This is a genomic window from Variovorax sp. RCC_210, assembly GCF_041355175.1.
Lineage (GTDB): Bacteria > Pseudomonadota > Gammaproteobacteria > Burkholderiales > Burkholderiaceae_C > Variovorax.
The window spans coordinates 127,379-145,073 of record NZ_JBFUPJ010000001.1 but is presented as its reverse complement, the minus strand read 5'-3'; the positions used below and the strand labels follow the sequence as shown (position 1 = coordinate 145,073).

Annotated in this window: 15 protein-coding genes; 13 read left to right on the top strand and 2 right to left on the bottom strand. The window is 69.4% G+C overall.

Annotated features, from left to right (window positions below):
* Positions 1-96 precede the first annotated feature (96 nt).
* From AB6807_RS00700 to AB6807_RS00665, 8 genes are all read left to right on the top strand, one after another.
* Positions 97-1,242: an aromatic ring-hydroxylating dioxygenase subunit alpha gene (locus tag AB6807_RS00700; RefSeq protein ID WP_371083146.1), complete on the top strand. Its 1,146-nt coding sequence runs from the start codon at positions 97-99 to the stop codon at positions 1,240-1,242.
* Between the two features lie 102 nt (positions 1,243-1,344).
* Complete coding sequence (locus tag AB6807_RS00695; protein WP_371083145.1) at positions 1,345-2,277, top strand: DMT family transporter; 933 nt, start codon at positions 1,345-1,347, stop codon at positions 2,275-2,277.
* Between the two features lie 88 nt (positions 2,278-2,365).
* Entirely contained in the window at positions 2,366-3,274 is a 909-nt protein-coding gene (locus AB6807_RS00690) for a sulfurtransferase (protein WP_371083144.1), read from the top strand.
* On the top strand, positions 3,271-3,864 hold the full coding sequence (locus tag AB6807_RS00685; RefSeq protein ID WP_371083143.1) for a DUF2796 domain-containing protein: 594 nt from the start codon (positions 3,271-3,273) through the stop codon (positions 3,862-3,864). The genes AB6807_RS00690 and AB6807_RS00685 overlap by 4 nt, the downstream gene beginning before the upstream one ends.
* An 85-nt stretch (positions 3,865-3,949) precedes the next feature.
* The gene (locus AB6807_RS00680; protein WP_116908548.1) at positions 3,950-4,663 is read left to right on the top strand and encodes an ABC transporter ATP-binding protein; all 714 of its coding nucleotides are present in this window, start codon (positions 3,950-3,952) and stop codon (positions 4,661-4,663) included.
* Positions 4,664-4,673: 10 nt separating this feature from the next.
* Positions 4,674-5,936, top strand: coding sequence for an ABC transporter permease (locus tag AB6807_RS00675; RefSeq protein ID WP_371083142.1), 1,263 nt, complete (start codon positions 4,674-4,676; stop codon positions 5,934-5,936).
* Positions 5,937-5,939: 3 nt separating this feature from the next.
* Positions 5,940-6,614 (top strand): DUF3299 domain-containing protein, encoded by a 675-nt coding sequence (locus tag AB6807_RS00670; protein WP_371083141.1) that lies wholly within the window; start codon positions 5,940-5,942, stop codon positions 6,612-6,614.
* Between the two features lie 185 nt (positions 6,615-6,799).
* Positions 6,800-8,914 carry a DUF3300 domain-containing protein gene (locus AB6807_RS00665; RefSeq protein WP_371083140.1) on the top strand — a complete coding sequence of 705 codons (2,115 nt, stop codon included), beginning with the start codon at positions 6,800-6,802 and terminating at the stop codon, positions 8,912-8,914.
* A 91-nt stretch (positions 8,915-9,005) separates the two neighbouring features.
* Here the strand turns inward: AB6807_RS00665 and AB6807_RS00660 are convergent, their stop codons facing one another.
* Together AB6807_RS00660 and AB6807_RS00655 are read right to left on the bottom strand one after the other, a co-directional pair.
* Positions 9,006-10,274, bottom strand: coding sequence for a M20/M25/M40 family metallo-hydrolase (locus AB6807_RS00660; RefSeq protein WP_371084129.1), 1,269 nt, complete (start codon positions 10,272-10,274; stop codon positions 9,006-9,008).
* Between the two features lie 115 nt (positions 10,275-10,389).
* Positions 10,390-11,184: a helix-turn-helix domain-containing protein gene (locus AB6807_RS00655; RefSeq protein WP_371083139.1), complete on the bottom strand. Its 795-nt coding sequence runs from the start codon at positions 11,182-11,184 to the stop codon at positions 10,390-10,392.
* 203 nt (positions 11,185-11,387) lie between these two features.
* On the opposite strand from AB6807_RS00655, the gene AB6807_RS00650 reads away from it, so the two are divergent.
* From AB6807_RS00650 to AB6807_RS00630, 5 genes are all read left to right on the top strand, one after another.
* The gene (locus tag AB6807_RS00650; RefSeq protein WP_371083138.1) at positions 11,388-12,557 is read left to right on the top strand and encodes an NAD(P)/FAD-dependent oxidoreductase; all 1,170 of its coding nucleotides are present in this window, start codon (positions 11,388-11,390) and stop codon (positions 12,555-12,557) included.
* Between the two features lie 70 nt (positions 12,558-12,627).
* Positions 12,628-14,079 carry a M81 family metallopeptidase gene (locus tag AB6807_RS00645; RefSeq protein WP_371083137.1) on the top strand — a complete coding sequence of 484 codons (1,452 nt, stop codon included), beginning with the start codon at positions 12,628-12,630 and terminating at the stop codon, positions 14,077-14,079.
* A gap of 46 nt (positions 14,080-14,125) precedes the next feature.
* Positions 14,126-15,721, top strand: coding sequence for an ABC transporter substrate-binding protein (locus AB6807_RS00640; RefSeq protein ID WP_371083136.1), 1,596 nt, complete (start codon positions 14,126-14,128; stop codon positions 15,719-15,721).
* Between the two features lie 85 nt (positions 15,722-15,806).
* On the top strand, positions 15,807-16,742 hold the full coding sequence (locus AB6807_RS00635) for an ABC transporter permease (RefSeq protein WP_116908153.1): 936 nt from the start codon (positions 15,807-15,809) through the stop codon (positions 16,740-16,742).
* Between the two features lie 13 nt (positions 16,743-16,755).
* Positions 16,756-17,664, top strand: coding sequence for an ABC transporter permease (locus AB6807_RS00630; protein WP_116908154.1), 909 nt, complete (start codon positions 16,756-16,758; stop codon positions 17,662-17,664).
* Positions 17,665-17,695: the final 31 nt, after the last annotated feature.

The following is a 17,695-nucleotide window of genomic DNA, read 5'->3' as shown; positions in this document are numbered from 1 at the left end:
CGACACCAACACACTCTCCGGGCCGTCGAAGCCTCCAGGCGGCGCCTCCGTTCTTTTCTTTTTTCTCTCCCTGTGGGGAGCTTGGTCAGGTCCTCCATGTCTGATTTAAGTCTTCAACTGCAGCAGGCCACGAGCCAACTTCCAGTTTCCGCGTATTTCGACGAGGCGCTGTATGCCCGCGAAATGCAGAACCTTTTTGCGCGAGGGCCCCGCTACGTCGGCCATCGCCTGGCCGTGCCCGAAATGGGCAATTTCCACACGCTGCCGCAAGAGCACCAGGGCCGCGCGCTGGTGCACACGCCCAAGGGCGTGGAGCTGATCTCCAACGTCTGCCGTCACCGCCAGGCCCTCATCCTGCAGGGCCGGGGCCAGCTCGACAACCAGGCCGGCGGCAACATCGTGTGCCCGCTGCACCGCTGGACCTACGCCGCGAGCGACGCGCGCGCCACGGGCACGCTCATCGGCGCCCCGCACTTCGACCAGGACCCGTGCCTGAACCTGCACAACTACCCGCTCACCGAGTGGAACGGCCTCCTGTTCGAGAAGAACGCCGACGGTTCCGGCCCCGACGTGGCGGCCGACATGGCGGGCCTGGGCCCGCAGGCCGACCTCGACTTCTCGGGCTACGCGCTGGACCGCGTCGAACTGCACGAGTGCAACTACAACTGGAAGACCTTCATCGAGGTCTACCTCGAGGACTACCACGTCGGCCCGTTCCACCCGGGCCTGGGCAGCTTCGTCACCTGCGACGACCTGCGCTGGGAGTTCAAGCCGCGCTATTCGGTGCAGACGGTGGGCGTGGCCAACCGCCTGGGCCGCGCGGGCAGCCCGGTCTACCAGAAGTGGCAGGAGCAACTGCTCAAGTACCGCGACGGCAAGCCGCCGAAGTACGGCGCCATCTGGCTCACCTACTACCCGCACGTGATGGTCGAGTGGTATCCGCACGTGCTCACGGTGTCCACGCTGCACCCGGTGAGCCCGACCAAGACGCTGAACATGGTCGAGTTCTTCTACCCCGAGGAAATCGTCGCGTTCGAGCGCGAGTTCGTCGAGGCCCAGCAGGCCGCCTACATGGAAACCTGCGTGGAAGACGACGAGATCGCCGAGCGCATGGACGCCGGGCGCCGCGCGCTCATGCTGCGCGGCGACAACGAGACCGGCCCGTACCAGAGCCCCATGGAAGACGGCATGCAGCAGTTCCACGAGTGGTACCGCGTGGCCATGCAGAACAGCGCCGCGTGACGCGCGCCATTCCGCTCACCGCGCCAAGCCGCCAGCAAGCTCGAACAAGCCCCGGGGCCACCCGGGCACCCTTCCTTCCCCTCTGTTCATAAAGTAGAGACGATGCAAGCGCTCTGGATGGTGCTCGGCGCCTTTTTGTTCGCCACGATGAGCGTGGTCGTGAAGATCGCCTCCGAGTGGTTCAACAGCGGCGAGATGGTGCTGGGGCGCGGGCTGATCGGCATCGTGTTTCTCTGGCTGCTGGCACGCAACCGCGGCGTGTCGCTGGCCACCCGCTACCCCGGCATGCACGCCTGGCGCAGCACCATCGGCGTGATCTCGCTGGGCGCATGGTTCTACGCCATCGCGCACATGCCGCTGGCCACCGCCGTCACGCTGAACTACATGAGCAGCGTGTGGGTCGCGGCCTTCCTGATCGGCGGCGCGCTGCTGGCCTGGGTGCCGGTGCCCGGGCGCGACGGCCGCGTGGAGCGCCCGCCGCTGCAGGGCGCGCTGGCGCTGACGGTGCTGGCCGGTTTTGTCGGCGTGGTGCTGATGCTCAAGCCCACGGTGAACGGCAACGAAGGCTTCGCCGGCATGCTGGGCCTGCTGTCGGGGCTCACGGCCGCCTTTGCCTACATGCAGGTGGTGGCGCTGTCGCGCATCGGCGAGCCCGAGCTGCGCACGGTGTTCTATTTCGCGGTCGGCTCGGCCGTGGCCGGCGGCTTTGCCACCGCGGCCACCGGGTTTTCGGGCGCCGGCGCGTGGACCTGGCAGCACGCGCTGTGGCTGCTGCCCATCGGCTTGCTGGCCGCTCTCGGACAACTCTGCATGACCCGCGCCTACGCCACCGCCAAGACCCAGGCCGGTACGCTGGTGGTCGCCAACCTGCAGTATTCGGGCATCGTCTTCGCGGCGTTCTACAGCGTGGTGCTGTTCGACGACCGCATCGACGCGGCCGGCTGGGGCGGCATGGCCCTTATCATCGCCAGCGGCATTGCTGCAACTGTGTTGCGACAGCGGGCGGTGCCCAAGGCGCCAGCCGAGGAGCATTGAGGCGCCAGCCGACGAACATTGATTCGCCGGCCGAGCAACATCGATTCGCGCCCCGTGCGCATGACCTGACAAGCGAAGGACACACACCATGTACACCACCCTCATCAGCGTCGAACAACTCCAGCAGCTGCAAGCCGGCGACACCCCCTTCATGGTGTTCGACTGCACCTTCGACCTCATGAAGCCCGACAGCGGCGCGCAGCAGTACGCCGCCGCGCACATTCCCGGCGCGCACTACGCCAACCTCGACACCGAGCTCAGCGCCAGGCACGGCGTGCCCGGCGCGCACGGCGAAGTGGTGGTCGCGCAGGAAGACGGCCTGCCCGCCTCGGGCGGACGCCATCCGCTGCCCAGCCGCGAGAAGTTCGCGCAATGGCTCTCCAGCGTCGGCTTCGCCAACGGCATGCAGGCCGTGGTGTACGACCGCAACGGCGCCAACTACTGCGGTCGCCTGTGGTGGATGCTCAAGTGGATGGGCCACGACGCGGTGGCCGTGCTCGACGGCGGCCTGCAGGCCTGGCAGGCAGCAGGCGGCGAGGTCACCGGCCGCGAGGAGCCCGCGCGCTTCCAGTCGAACTTCGTCACCGGCGAGCCGCTGGCCAGGCTGGTGACCACCGACACCGTGGTGCGCCGGCTCGGGCAGCCTGACCAGAACCTGATCGATGCGCGCGCCGGTGCACGTTACCGCGGCGAGGTGGAACCTCTGGACCCGATTGCCGGTCACATCCCCGGGGCCCTGAACCGGCCCTTCGCCGAGAACATCGGCCCCGACGGCAAGTTCAAGCCGGCATCGCAATTGCGTGCCGAGTTCGAGACCTTGCTCGCGGGGCGAGACCCGGCGAGCGTTGTCCACCAGTGCGGCAGCGGCGTGAGCGCCGTGCCCAACCTGCTGGCCATGCAGGTCGCCGGACTGGGGACCACAGCGCTCTATGCCGGCAGCTGGAGCGAATGGAGCAACACGCCGGGGCTGCCGACCCGGCAAGGCGCGCAACCATGACATTGACGAATCGACGAGTCCAGGCCCTTCGACGCGGCTCGGCACTCGCACTGGCCGCCGCATTTCTTGCGGCCGCCCCGTTCCTCACCGCACAGGCGCAAGAGCAGCACGCCCACGTGCACGGCCAGCTCAAGCTCGACGTGGCCGTCGACGGCCCCACGGTGGTGATCGACATGGAATCCCCGCTGGACAACATCGTGGGCTTCGAGCGCGCACCGAAGACCGACGCCGAGAAAAAGACCGTCGAAGAAGCCGTGGCCCAGCTGCGCGCCGCGGACAAGCTCTTCATCGTCGACCCCGCAGCCAACTGCAAGCTCGGCCCGGTCGACCTGCGTTCCGGCGCGCTGGGCCTGGGCAACCCCGACCCGAGCGAGCCCGTGGGCCATGCCGACCTGGACGCCACCTTCTCCTTCAACTGCACCAACGCGGCCGCCGCGAAGTTCATCGACGTGAACCTGTTCGCGGTGTTCAAGGGCCTGCGCCAGATCGACTCGCAAATCGCCACCGCACAGGGCCAGTTCAAGCGCCAGCTGAAGCGCCCGGCCGGCGCGCAGGCCGCGCAGCCCGCCCGCCTGGGCTGGGGCAAGTGACACCGTGAGCGTCGCCCCCGAGGCCCGCACGGCAGCCAACGCGAACACAGACAACGCCGCGACCGACAACGCCGACACGTCGCCACTGCGCGTGGTGCTTTCCGCCGAAGCGCTGCGCTTCTCCTGGCCCGGCGTGAAGACGCCGTGCATCGACATCGAGGCGTTCCGCATCTCGGCCGGCGAATCGGTGTTCCTGCACGGCCCCAGCGGCTGCGGCAAGAGCACGCTGCTGTCGCTGCTGGCCGGCGTGCTGGTGGCCGACGAAGGCCGCGTCATGCTGCTGGGCCACGACTGGTCGCAGCTCTCGGGCGCGGCGCGCGACCGCAGTCGCGTGGCGCACGTGGGCTACATCTTCCAGCAGTTCAACCTGCTGCCGTACCTGAGCGTGCTCGACAACGTGCTGCTGCCCTGCCGCTTCTCGGCACGGCGAGAAATACAGGCCTCGAAGCACCGCCCCGCGCGCGAGGAGGCCGAGCACCTGCTCGACCAGATGGGGCTGGACCGCAACCTCTGGAAGCGCCAGGCGCTGCAGCTGTCGGTGGGCCAGCAGCAGCGCGTGGCCGCGGCGCGCGCGCTCATCGGCCAGCCCGAGGTGGTGATTGCCGACGAGCCCACCTCCGCGCTCGACGAAGACCGGCGCGAGGCCTTCCTCGACGTGCTGCTCACGGCCTGCGTGGAGAACCACAGCGCGCTCGTCTTCGTGAGCCACGACCAGCGCATTGCGCAGCGCTTCGCGCGGCACGTGCTGCTGCCCGAGATCAACCGCGCGGCAAGCAGCGCGATGGCGGTGGACGCATGAAGGCGCTCGCATGAAGGCTCTTTTCTCCATCGCATGGCGCAGCGCCTGGAACCGCCGCTTCACGCTCGCGCTCACGGTGTTCTCCATTGCGCTGTCGACCTTCCTGCTGCTGGGCGTGGAACGCATCCGCACCGAGCTGCGCGAGAACTTCGCGTCTTCGGTCTCGGGCACCGACCTGATCGTGGGCGCGCGCACGGGCTCCACGCAGCTGCTGCTGTACTCGGTGTTCCGCATCGGCGCGGCCACCAACAACATCTCTTGGAAGAGCGTGCAGGCGCTGCAGGCGCACCCCGGTGTCGACTGGGTGGTGCCGCTGTCGCTGGGCGACTCGCACCGCGGCTTTGCGGTGCTGGCCACGTCCACCGACTACTTCACGCGCTTTCGCTACGGCGACAAGCAGTTGCTGAAGCTGCGCGAAGGCAAGCCCTTCAGCGAGCTGTTCGACGCGGTGGTGGGTGCCGAGGTGGCCGACAAGCTCGGCTACCACGTGGGCCAGAAGATCACGCTGGCGCACGGCAGCGGCGAGCTCAACGTGGCCGAACATGCCGACAAGCCCTTCACCGTGGTCGGCGTGCTCGCGCGCACCGGCACGCCGGTCGACCGCACCGTGCACATCGGGCTGGCCGCCATGGAGGCGATTCACCTCGAATGGGTGGGCGGCGCGCCGATGCCCGGCGTGCACATTCCCGCGGAGCAGGTGCGCAAGTTCGACCTCACGCCCAAGAACGTGACGGCCGCGCTGGTGGGCCTGAAGAACCGCGCTGCGGTGTTCGGCGTGCAGCGCTGGATCTCGACCTACACCGGCGAGCCGCTCATGGCCATCCTGCCCGGCGTGGCGCTCGACGAACTGTGGAGCGTGATCGGCATCGGCGAGAACGCGCTGCTGCTGATGTCGGCGCTGGTGGCGCTGGTGAGCCTCGCGGGGCTGGTGTCGGTGGTGATGGCGGGGCTGAACGAACGCCGGCGCGAGCTTGCCGTGCTGCGCGCCGTGGGCGCGGGCCTGCGCCATGTGCTGGCGCTGCTGGCGCTCGAAGGCGCCATGGTCACGGTGCTGGGCGTGCTGCTGGGCGTGGTGATGGCTGTGCTGGGCATCGCCCTGCTCTCGCCATGGCTGCAGGCGCAGTTCGGGCTGACACTGAGCCTTTCAGAACCTACACTGAACGAATGGCTGCTGATGGCAAGCCTGCTGGTCGCCGGATGGCTGGCAAGCCTGCTGCCCGGCATTCGCGCCTACCGCCTTTCCCTTGCCGACGGCCTCTCGCCGAGGATCTGAACCATGTCCACTGTCCACGCCCGTTCTCAAGCACCCGCATCGAACTCCTCCAAGGCTTTCACGCGGCTTTCAATGCTGATTGCCGGCGCCGGCCTCGCGGCCGCTGCCTGGGCCGCCGAGCCCGCCCCCAAGGACACCACCGCCACCAATCCGTTGGGCGGCAAGGCGGCGGCGCCGGCCGCGGCCAAGCCCGCGTTAGGCCCGCCGGGCCAGCCAGGCCAGGCGCGCCAGATCACCTGGGAAGAGCTGGTGCCTAAAGACTGGGACCCGGCCAAGGAATTCAAGGGCATGGACCTGAGCGCGCTCGACGACGGCGACCCGCGCGCCAACGAGCTGCTCATGAAGATGCAGGAGGTGTCGAACAACGCACCGACCAACCCGACGATGAACGGCGTCGAAGTGAAGATACCGGGCTTCATCGTGCCGCTCGAGGAAGCCAAGGGCGAGGTCACCGAGTTCCTGCTGGTGCCCTACTTCGGCGCCTGCATCCACACGCCGCCGCCGCCGGCCAACCAGATCCTGCACGTGGTGCCGCAAAAGGGCGCCAAGTTCCGCGCCATGGACACCGTGTGGGTCACCGGCAAGCTGCAGACGCTGCGCAACGATTCGATGATGGGCGTGAGCGGCTACCACGTGAGCGCGGCCAACGTCACGAAGTACACCGGCGGCGCGAAGTAAGAAAAGACCCGCGGCGGGTCAGCTGTAGCCCGCGGCCTCCCGGCCGTGTGGCTGTGCGCCGACAGGGTTGACGGCGCACCACCGACACAGTCGGTTGCATCCGGGGCGCAGGCTTTGTCATCGCCTGCTGCCGCGCACCGTTGAAAGAGTTCCGGGCACGACGCCGGCGTCCTCATGGAACTCCGATGACAAACAACAACTTCGCCCCCCGCCTGCTGACGATCTCGCTGTGCATCGGCGCTCTCGTTCTCGCAGGCTGCGACAAGACACCCAGTGCACCCGCAGCGGCTGCAGACCCGGCGACCACCATGCCCGCGCCCTCGGTGCCTCAGACATCTGCCGCGCCATCCGCGCCTGCGGTGGCCACGCCCGCGGCCTACACGCCGCCCTCCGCCGAGCAGCTCTACCAACTGGTCGCCCCCATCGCGCTGTACCCCGACAAGCTGGTGGCGCAAGTGCTGGCCGGCGCCACCTACCCCGAGCAGATCACCGCCGCGCACGACTGGCTGGGCCAGAACCGCAACCTCAAGGCCGGTCCGCTCGCAGATGCGGCCAACCAGCAGCCGTGGGACCCGAGCGTGAAGTCGCTCACCGCGTTCCGCCCGGTGGTCGACCAGCTGGCCGGCAACATCCCGTGGACCACCGCGCTGGGGCAGGCCTACTACAACGACCCGGCCGACGTGATGAACGCCATCCAGGTCATGCGCCAGCGCGCGGCCAAGGCAGGCCGGCTGAAGAACAACGACAAGCTGCGCGTGGCCAGCGCCGCCACGCCCCGAGGCTATGCGCCGTCGCCCGACATGCAGCCGGTGTACGGCGGCCCCGCGGTGATCGAGGCGCCGCCGCAGTACATCACCATCGAGCCGGTGCAGCCCGACGTGGTGTACGTGCCCGCGTACGACCCGCAGGTGATCTACGGCTCGCCCGAGCCCGTGTACCCCGGCTACGCCTACGCGCCGCCAGTGCAGGTGGCGCCGCAGGGCTACAGCGGCGGCCAGCTGGCCGCGGCGGGCGTGCTGGCCTTCGGCGCCGGCGTGGTGGTGGGCAGCGCCTTCGAACGGCACGGCTGGGGCTGGAACTCCTGGAACGTGAACTGGGGCGGCCCGCGCGGACGTGACCGCGATCGCGACCGTGGCGCGCCGCCGCCCGCCTTCGCACGGCCGGCCGTGGTCTACAACAACAGCACCTACGTGTCGCGCTCGACCACCGTGATCAACAACGTGAACGAGCGCACCGTCTACAACAACAACGGCGGTGGCGCACGCGGTGGCTTGCCGCCCAACTTCTCGGCGGGGCCGGCGTTCGCGCAGCAACAGCAGGCGCAACAGCAGCAGGCCCAGCAGCAGGCACTGCTCGCGCAACAGCAACAGCAGAACGCGCAGCGCCAGCAGCAGCAAGCGGTGATGGCGCAGCAGCAGGCGCAAGGCCAGCAGCGTGCGCAAGAACAGGCCCAGCAGCGCGCACAACAGCAGGCCCAGCTGCAGCAAGCGCAGCAGCAACAGGCCCAGCAAGCCCGTCAACAACAGCAACAGCAGGCGATGCAGCAGCAACAGGCGCGAGAGCAGCAACAGCAGGCACGCCAGGCGCAGATGCAGCAGGGGCAGCAGCAAGAACAACAGCGCCGCCAGCAAGCGCAGCAGGCGCAGCAAGCCCAACTGGCGCAGCAGCAGGCGCAACAACAGCAGCGTGGCGGCAACGCGCCCGGGCAGCCGCCACAACAGGCCCTGCAGCAACAACAGCAACGCCAGCAGCAGGCCGCTCAGGAGCAGCAACGCCAGCAACAGCAGGCGCAGGCCGAACAGTCACGCCGTCAACAAGCACAGGCCCAGGCTCAGCAGCAACAAGGCCAGCAACAGGCGCGCGAGCAACAGCAGCAGCAAGCCCAGCAACGCGCGCAGCAGCAGGCTCAACAGCAGCAACAGCAGATCCAGCGCCAGCAGCAGCAACAACAACAAGCGCAGCAGGCACAACAGGCGCAGCAGGCTCAACAAGCCCAGCAGCAGGCCGCACGCGCGCAACAGCAGCAGCAACAACAGGCGATGCAGCAGCAACGCCAGCAACAGCAAGCCGCGATGGCGCAGCAACAGGCGCAAGCCCAGCAGCGCGCGCAGCAGCAGGCCCAACAGCAGCAACAGCAGATGCAGCGCCAACAGCAACAGGCACAGCAACAACAGCAGCAGCACCAGCAGCAGGCGCAGCAACAGCAGGCCCAGCAGCAACAGCGCATGGCAGCCGCCGCGGCGGCTGCGCAGCAACGGCGTCCGCCGGGCCGTCCGGGCGAGCCGGGGCAGCCTCAGTAAGCAGGCTGCGGCAAGCCTCGTCGGAGGCTATGCAACGGCAGGGCAATCAAAGCGCTGCTGAGCGCCGCACAAGGCGCTCAGCGCACCTGCCTCAGTTCTCGCCGAGTTCGGTCAGCAGCCGCGTCACGAGGTAGATGCGCGGCACGATCGAGTCGACCTCGATGTACTCGTCGCGTGCGTGGTAGCCGAAGCCCGCGAGGCCGAAGCTCTCGACGACCGTGGCCTTGCCTGAGCGCCCCGCGAAGCCCGCGTCGGTGCCGCCGCCGGTCATGGGGGTCAGCGCCAGTTCGCGGTCGAGTTCCTTGTAGATGGCCTGCGCCCGCTCGGCCAGCGCGCGGCCCTTTTCGCCAGCGACGAAGGCCGGGCGGCCCACCTCGAGCTTCACCGTGGTCTCGGTGTCGGGCACCAGCTTGCCGGCGGCCACCTTGGCCTGCAGCGCGGCCTCCAGTTTCTTCTCGGCGCCGGGTTGCGTGATGCGCACGTCGCCCAGCGCCTGGGCCTTCTCGGTGATCTGGTTGAGCGGGCCGACCGCGCGCGCCACGGTCCAGTTCAGCGCCACGCCGGGGATGTCCTTGGCAAGGTCCTTGGTCTGCAGCATCTGGTACGACAGCTCGTACAGCGCGTTGCGGCCCAGCTCGGGCGCGGCGCCGGCGTGCGATGCACGGCCCTTCACATCCAGCGTGGCGGTGGCGATGCCGGCCGCGCCCAGCAGCAGCGACTCGCCCTTGGCCACCGACTTGGCCGCCGTGGGCTCGAACGACAGCACCGTGTCATGCTGGTCGGCCATCGTGGCGATCAGCTCGCCCGAGCCGACCGAGCCCACTTCCTCGTCGGGGTTCATCACCACGGTGAGCGTGTCGTAGTCGCGCCAGCCGGCGTCGGCCAGGATCTTCAGCGACGCCATGATCACCGCGAGGCCGCCCTTGTCGTCGGCGATGCCGGGGCCGTAGATGCGGTTGCCGTCGACCTTGTACGGCTGGCCGCTCAGGATGCCCGCGGGGTACACGGTGTCCATGTGGCCCTGCAGCATGATCTTGCGCTTGCCCGTGCCCTTGAGCGTGGCAATGACGATGTCGGCGCCCGCGCCGGCCGTGGCCTTGCGCCGCTCGGTCTTGAAGCCCGCGGCCTTCAGCCGGCCTTCGACCAGGTCGGCCATCTTCAGCAGGCCGTCGACGTTCAGGCTGCCCGACTCGATCAGCACCATCTCCTTCAGGTTGTCGATCACCGCGGGCTGCGCGCGCTCGGCGGCGGCAAGCAGCCTGGCGTCGGGCGCGGCCTGCACCGTGGCGACGGCGCCGAGCGCGAGGCCGCAGGCTAGGGCGATGGAACGCAGGGAGAAGATGGAAGCGCGCTGGGTCATGGTGGTTCTCGACTCGAAGTGAATGGCGGCGGCGAGCATAGCCATGCGAGCGGAAATTCCCAGCAAATCGGCGACAGCGGCAGCGGGAGCGGGAGCGGTGCCGGCGAAAAAGCGACTAGCGCTTGCCGCGCGACGCGCGCTTCTTGCCGGGTGCAGGGGCGGGGGCGGGGGCGGGCGCGGGCGCACGCGCCTTCGCCGCCGCCCTGGTCTTGCGCGCCGGCCTTGCTGCCGCCGCTGTCTCCACCACCGGCGCGAACACCGGCGCCTCGCGCGCCGACGTCATGTGCTCGCTCTCGCCGATGGTCATGCCGATGATGCGCGCCAGCTGCCGGCTCACGCTCACATACGCATGGCCCAGCCGGCTGTCGAAGTACAGCGAGTCGCCGCGCCCCAGGCGCACCACCTCGCCGTTGTCGAAGTGCACGTCGATCTCGCCCGACAGCACATAGGCGAACTCCTCGCCCGCGTGGCGCACGAAGTCTTCCGGCCCGTGGACCTGGCGCGCGTGCACGGTGCCGACGATGGGGCTCATCTGCTTACCCGCGGCCGTGGTGCCCAGGAACTCGTAGGCAATGGCCAGCCCGCGGTACACCACGCCCTTGCCCGCGCGCGTGACCACCGGCCCGTCGAGCTGCGCGGGCTTCACGCCGGCGCCCGCGAACATCGCATTCATGTCCATGTCCAGCGCGCGGCCCAGCGCGGTGAAGTTCTCGTAGCCCAGCGCGAGCTGGCCGCGCTCGGCGCGCGAGATGGTGGTGATCGACACGCCCGAGCGCTCGGCCAGCTCGGCCAGCGTCCAGCCGAAGCGCTTGCGCGCGGTGCGCAGGCGGTGACCGAAAGTGGTGCGGTCCAGGGTGGGCGGCTGTTCCCTGGCCCTGGCTGCCGGCTTGGTCCCTGTGTGTGGATTCACGCGCGTCTTTCTCTTGTGGTGCAGCCGGATTCTGCCAGCCCGGGGGCACGCCATCCATGCCAACCCGCGTGACGCGGGCCCGGAAGTTGCGTATACGCAAATTGCGGGAACGCAAATTTCACCGTTGCGGTGCACCATGGTTTCCCTTTGGTGGCCTTCATTTAATTTGCGTATCCGCAAAATTGTTCCTACACTTTTCGCCGATGACTTCCTCCACACCCACTCCCACCGCCACCGACTTCCTCGTGATCGGCGGCGGCATTGCCGGGGCTTCGGCGGCGCACTGGCTGGCACCGCATGCGCGCGTGATCCTGCTCGAGCGCGAATCGCAACCCGGCTACCACTCCACCGGCCGCTCGGCCGCGCTCTTCATGGAAAGCTACGGCACGGCGCAGGTGCGCGCCCTCACCATGGCCAGCCGCGCCTTCCTCGAGCACCCGCCCGAGGGCTTCGCCGAACACCCGCTGCTCACGCCGCGCGGCGCCATGATGGTCGCGGGCGCCGAGCACATGGCCGAGCTCGAAGCGCACTGGGAGGTGCTGCGCGCCATGGACACCGGCGCCTCGCGCCTGAGCGGCGAGCAGGCCCGCGAGCTGGTGCCGGTGCTGCGCCCCGACCAGGTGCTGGGCGCGGTGTACGAGCCCGACGCGGCCGACATGGACGTGCACGCCATCCACCAGGGCTACCTGCGCGGCATGCGGCGCGCCGGCGGCCAGCTGGTGTGCGACGCCGAGGTGACCGCCATCGAGCGCGTGGGCGAGCGCTGGCGCGTGACGGCCGGCGGCCGCGTGTACGAGGCGCCCGTGGTACTCAACGCGGCGGGCGCGTGGGTCGACACGGTGGCGCAGCTGGCGGGCGTGCCGCCGCTGGGCATCGAGCCGCGCCGGCGCTCGGCCTTCATCTTCGCGCCGCCCGAAGGCGCCAGCGGCGCCAACGCCGCGCAATGGCCCATGGTGTTCGGCGCCGACGAGGGCTGGTACATCAAGCCCGACGCCGGCATGCTGCTCGGCTCGCCGGCCAACGCCGACCCGGTGGAGCCGCAGGACATCCAGCCCGAAGAGATGGACATCGCCATCGCCATGCACCGCATCGAGGAGGCGACCACGCTCACCATCCGCCGCCCCACGCGCACCTGGGCCGGCCTGCGCTCCTTCGTGCCCGACGGCGACCTGGTGGGCGGCTTCGAGCCCGAGGCGCCCGGCTTCTTCTGGGTGGCCGCGCAGGGCGGCTACGGCATCCAGACCTCAGCCGCCATGGGCGAGGCCTGCGCCGCGCTGGCACGCGGGCTGCCGCTGCCGGAGCGCATCGCGGGCTTCGGGCTCACGGCCGAGATGCTCGGCCCGCGGCGGCTGCGCGCAGCCAACCCGGGCTGACACCGGCCCACACAGGCCGAGTGCTTCGCTTCTTCCGAGACAAGAACCTCACCTCACGAGAAAAACCACCATGCGTGTCTTCAGTGCCTCCCTCGCCACCGAAACCAACACCTTCGGCCCGATGCCCACCGGCATCGCCTCCTTCAAGGACCGCGGCTACTTTCCCGCCGGCCAGCACCCCGATGCGCTCACGATCTACTCGGGCCCGCTGTGGGCCGCGCGCATCCGCGGCAAGGAAAAGGGCTGGACGCTGCTCGAAGGCATGGTCGCGGGCGCGCAGCCCAGCGGCATCACCACGCGCCACGCCTACGAGACGCTGCGCGACGAGATGCTGAACGACCTGCGCGCCGCGCTGCCGGTCGACATGGTGCTGCTGGGCCTGCACGGCGCCATGGTGGCCGACGGCTACGACGACTGCGAAGGCGACATGCTGCAGCGCGTGCGGCAGATCGTCGGGCCCGACGTGGTCGTCGGCGCCGAGCTCGACCCGCACAACCACCTCACGGCCGCGATGGTCGACAACGCGAACGTGATGGTCTCGTTCAAGGAGTACCCGCACACCGACGTGCTCGAACGCGGGCTGGAGCTGGTCGACATCTGCGCGGCCGCGGTCGAAGGCAAGGTCAAGCCGGTGGCCGCGATGGTCGACTGCGACATCATCGTCACCGTGCACACCTCGCGCGAACCGGCGCGCAGCTTCGTGCAGCGCATGCAGGCGCTGGAGGGGAAGGACGGCGTGCTGTCCGTGTCGCTCACGCACGGCTTCTCGTGGGGCGACGTGCCCGAGATGGGCACCAAGGTGCTGGTGTACACCGACGGCGACCAAGCCCAGGCCGATGCCCTCGCGCGCCAGCTGGCCGACGAGGTCGTGGCCATGCGCGACGGCCTCACGGTGAACTACCCGAGCATCGACGCCTCGCTCGACGAAGCGCTGGCCTTCGACGGCGGCCCCGTGGTGCTGGCCGACGGCGCCGACAACCCCGGCGGCGGCGCGGCGAGCGATTCCACCTTCATCCTGCGCCGCATGCTGGAGCGCGGCATCACCAACGCGGCGCTGGGCCCGATGTGGGACCCGATTGCGGTGCGCATCGCGTTCGACGCGGGCGTGGGCGCGCGGCTGCAGATGCGCATCGGCGGCAAGATCAGCCCGCTCTCGGGCGACCCGCTGGACCTGGACTGCACCGTGAAGGCGCTGCAGCACGACCTGGTGATGACGGGCCTGTCGAACACGCCCACCGCCATGGGCGACTGCGCGCTGGTGGAGGTCGCGGGCATCGAGGTCGTGCTGATCACGCGGCGCAACCAGGCCATGGGCACCGACCTGTTCACGCAGCTGGGCTGCGACCTGGCCGCGAAGAAGATCGTGGTCGTCAAGTCGTCGCAGCACTTCTACGCGTCGTACTCGAAGGTGGCGAAGCACGTGATCTACGCGGGCGCCCCGGGCGCCGTGACGCTCGACCTCACCACCCTGCCCTACCGCAAGGCGCGCCTGCCGAAGTGGCCGATCGGCGTTGCGGCCTGAACTTTTTTTCTCTTCTTTTTCGCCCCACCCCACCGGAGAACCGACGATGAAACGACGAACGCTTGCCGCCCATGCCGCACTCGTTGCCCTGGCCCTTTCGGCAGCCGCTGCCGTGAGCCTGCCCGCGCTCGCCCAGACACCGCCCAAGACGCTGAAGGTGGTGGCGCATGCCGACCTGAAGATCCTCGACCCGACCTTCACCACGGCCTACATCTCGCGCAACTTCGGCCACATGGTGTACGACACCCTGTTCGCGCAGGACGCCACCGGCAAGCCGCAGCCGCAGATGGTCGAGAAGTACACGACCTCGAAAGACGGCAAGCAGTGGAGCTTCACGCTGCGCCCGGGGCTGAAGTTTTCCGACGGCGCCGCCGTGACCTCGGCCGACGCCGTGGCCTCGCTGCAGCGCTGGGCCGCGCGCGACAGCCTGGGCCGCGCCATGACGGCGGTAGGCGCCGAGTGGAAGGCCACCGACGCGCGCAGCTTCACGCTCACGCTCAACGAACCCTTCGGCATGGTGCTCGACGCGCTGGCCAAGCCTTCGGGCTTTCCGCCGGTGATATTGCCCGAGCGCATCGCCAAGCTGCCGGCCACCGCGCCGCTCACCGAGGTGATCGGCTCCGGGCCCTTCATGTTCAAGCGCGACGAATGGGTGCCGGGCAACAAGACGGTGTTCGTGCGCAACCCCAACTACGTGGCGCGCAGCGAGCCGCCCAGCGGCCTGGCCGGCAGCAAGAAGACCAGCTTCGACCGCGTCGAGTGGCTCTACCTGCCTGACGCCAACAGCGCCGTGTCGGCGCTCAAGCGCGGCGAGGTCGACATCATCGAGCAGCTGCCGCCCGACTACATCGCGCCGCTGCGCACCGACAGCAGCATCAAGATCGGCTCCGGCGGCGCGTACCAGGGCTTCCTGGTCATGAACCAGCTGCACCCGCCCTTCGACAACCCCAAGGTGCGCCAGGCGCTGCTGCAGGCCGTGAGCCAGGAGCGCTTCGTGGCGGCCATGGGCTTCCCGCTGGACATGCGCATGGCGTACTGCGCCACCTACTTCATCTGCGGCAGCCCGAACGACACGGCCGCCGGCGCCGAGCCCTACCGCAAGGCCGACGTGGCCAAGGCCAAGCAGATGCTCGCGGCCTCCGGCTACAAGGGCGAGAAGGTGGTGCTCATGGTGCCCAGCGACGTGCCCTACCTGAACGCCGAGGCGCTGATGGCCGCCCAGACCATGAAGAGCATCGGCATGAACGTCGACGCGCAGAGCATGGACTGGGCCTCCATCGGCGCGCGCCGCGCCAAGCGCGACGCGGCCGACGCGGGCGGCTGGAACATGTACGTCACCGTGGCCGGCGAGTTCGACGCCAACTCCCCCATCGCCAACGCCTACCTGGGCGCGGCCTGCGGCAACACCCTGCCCGGCTGGCCCTGCGACAAGCCGCTGGACGAGCTGCGCACCGCCTGGCTGAAAGAAACCGTGCCCGCCAAGCGCAAGGAGCTGCTCGACGCCTTCCAGGCCCGGGCCTACGAGGCGGTGCCGTACATCAACGCGGGCCAGTACTCGGCCGCGTTCGCCGCGCGCGCCAACCTCAAGGGGCTGGACAAGCTCTGGGCCGGCATGCCGACGGTGTGGATGCTCGACAAGTAGTCCGAGCGCCACCCCTGACGCCTACGCCAACACCCGCGCCCCCCCGCCAGCACAACGCCAGCCAACCCAGTTCAAGGGCATCGCCATGGGCTACATCCTTCGACGCTTTCTCTCGACGCTCCCGGTCATGGCGGTGGTGGCCGTGGTGGTGTTCCTGCTGATCCACCTGTCGCCGGGCGACCCGGCCGCGCTCATCGCCGGCGACCTGGCCACCACCGAAGACATCGAGAAGCTGCGCGCCGCGCTCGGGCTGAACCTGCCGCTGTGGCAGCAGTTCGGGCTGTGGCTGGGCAAGCTCTTCACGGGCGACCTGGGCACCTCGATCTTCACGCAGATGCCGGTCACGCAGCTGCTCGGGCAGCGGCTGGAGCCGACCGTGTCGATCGCCGCGCTCACCATGCTCATCACGCTGGTGGTGGCGGTGCCGCTGGGCACGCTGGCCGCCTATCGCGCGGGCAGCTGGGTCGACCGGCTGGTGATGCTGTTCGCGGTGCTGGCCTTCTCGGTGCCGGTGTTCCTGGTGGGCTACCTGCTGGTCTACAGCTTCGCGGTGCAGCTGCCGTGGTTTCCGGTGCAGGGCTACGCGCGCTTCGCCGACGGCGCGCTGCAGTGGCTGCATTCGCTGGTGCTGCCCTGCGTGAACCTGGCGCTGGTGTACATCGCGCTGGTGACGCGCATGACGCGCGCCACCGTGCTCGAGGTGCTGCACGAGGACTACATCCGCACCGCGCGCGCCAAGGGCCTGGGCGTGCTGCCGGTGCTGGGCCATGCGCTGCGCAACGCGGCCATTCCCATCGCCACCACCATCGGCGCGGGCATCGCGCTGCTCATCGGCGGCGTGGTCGTCACCGAGACGGTGTTCGCCATTCCGGGCGTGGGCCGGCTGGTGATCGATTCGGTGCAGCGCCACGACTACCCGGTGATCCAGAGCGTGCTGCTGCTGTCGGCGGGCGTGTACGTGCTGATCAACCTGCTGATCGACCTGAGCTACCGGCTGTTCGATCCGCGCATCCAGTACTGAAGAAGCCCACGTCATGTCCACGGTACTTCCCTTGAACACCTCCCCTGTTTCCTCCGTCGCCGAGACCCCGGCCGACGAGGCCCCCTTCGTGCCGCCGCGCTGGCGCTGGGTGCGCAAGCACCCGACGCTGATCGTCGGGGCGCTGCTGCTCATCGCGGTGGCCGCGCTGTCCATCGCCGCGCCGTGGATCGCCACGCACGACCCGCAGGACATCGACCCGCTCGCGCGCATGCAGCCGGCGTCGGCCGAGCACTGGTTCGGCACCGACGCGCTGGGCCGCGACGTGTTCAGCCGCGCCGTGTGGGGCGGCCAGGTGTCGATGATCGTGGGCGCCGCGGTGGCGGTGCTGGCCACTTTCTTCGGCGTGGTGCTGGGGCTGGTGTCGGGCTTCGTGCGCTGGGCCGACGGGCCCATCATGCGGGTGATGGACGGCCTCATGGCCATTCCCGGCATCCTGCTGGCCATTGCGCTGATGGCGGTCACGCGCGCCAGCCTCACGACGGTGATCGTGGCCATCACCGTGCCCGAGATCCCGCGCGTGGTGCGGCTGGTGCGCTCGCTGGCGCTCACCCTGCGCGAGCAGCTCTACGTGGAGGCCGCGCACGCGGTGGGCACGCGGCTGCCGGTCATCCTGGTGCGCCACGTGCTGCCGAACATCGTGGCGCCGCTGGTGGTGCAGGCCACCTTCGTGGCGGCGGCCGCGGTGCTGACCGAGGCGGCGCTGTCGTTCCTGGGCGTGGGCGTGCCGTCGCAAACGCCGAGCTGGGGAAACATGATGGCCGAGGGCCGCAACTTCGTGACCGTGGCGTTCCACATCATCCTGTACCCCGGGCTGCTGCTGGCGGCCACGGTGCTGGCCATCAACCTGCTGGGCGACGGCCTGCGCGACGCGCTCGACCCGCGGCTGGCGCGGCAACTGTGACCGGTCGACTGCACGAGCGAACGAGCGAACC

What these genes read in the sequence shown, in the direction of transcription:
- AB6807_RS00660 (WP_371084129.1), bottom strand. Translation starts at nt 10,274, where the DNA reads ATGACCCAGCGCGCTTCCATCTTCTCCCTGCGTTCCATCGCCCTAGCC.
- AB6807_RS00685 (WP_371083143.1), top strand. Translation starts at nt 3,271, where the DNA reads ATGACATTGACGAATCGACGAGTCCAGGCCCTTCGACGCGGCTCGGCA.
- AB6807_RS00675 (WP_371083142.1), top strand. Translation starts at nt 4,674, where the DNA reads ATGAAGGCTCTTTTCTCCATCGCATGGCGCAGCGCCTGGAACCGCCGC.
- AB6807_RS00700 (WP_371083146.1), top strand. Translation starts at nt 97, where the DNA reads ATGTCTGATTTAAGTCTTCAACTGCAGCAGGCCACGAGCCAACTTCCA.
- AB6807_RS00635 (WP_116908153.1), top strand. Translation starts at nt 15,807, where the DNA reads ATGGGCTACATCCTTCGACGCTTTCTCTCGACGCTCCCGGTCATGGCG.
- AB6807_RS00650 (WP_371083138.1), top strand. Translation starts at nt 11,388, where the DNA reads ATGACTTCCTCCACACCCACTCCCACCGCCACCGACTTCCTCGTGATC.
- AB6807_RS00690 (WP_371083144.1), top strand. Translation starts at nt 2,366, where the DNA reads ATGTACACCACCCTCATCAGCGTCGAACAACTCCAGCAGCTGCAAGCC.
- AB6807_RS00630 (WP_116908154.1), top strand. Translation starts at nt 16,756, where the DNA reads ATGTCCACGGTACTTCCCTTGAACACCTCCCCTGTTTCCTCCGTCGCC.
- AB6807_RS00695 (WP_371083145.1), top strand. Translation starts at nt 1,345, where the DNA reads ATGCAAGCGCTCTGGATGGTGCTCGGCGCCTTTTTGTTCGCCACGATG.
- AB6807_RS00665 (WP_371083140.1), top strand. Translation starts at nt 6,800, where the DNA reads ATGACAAACAACAACTTCGCCCCCCGCCTGCTGACGATCTCGCTGTGC.
- AB6807_RS00670 (WP_371083141.1), top strand. Translation starts at nt 5,940, where the DNA reads ATGTCCACTGTCCACGCCCGTTCTCAAGCACCCGCATCGAACTCCTCC.
- AB6807_RS00645 (WP_371083137.1), top strand. Translation starts at nt 12,628, where the DNA reads ATGCGTGTCTTCAGTGCCTCCCTCGCCACCGAAACCAACACCTTCGGC.
- AB6807_RS00640 (WP_371083136.1), top strand. Translation starts at nt 14,126, where the DNA reads ATGAAACGACGAACGCTTGCCGCCCATGCCGCACTCGTTGCCCTGGCC.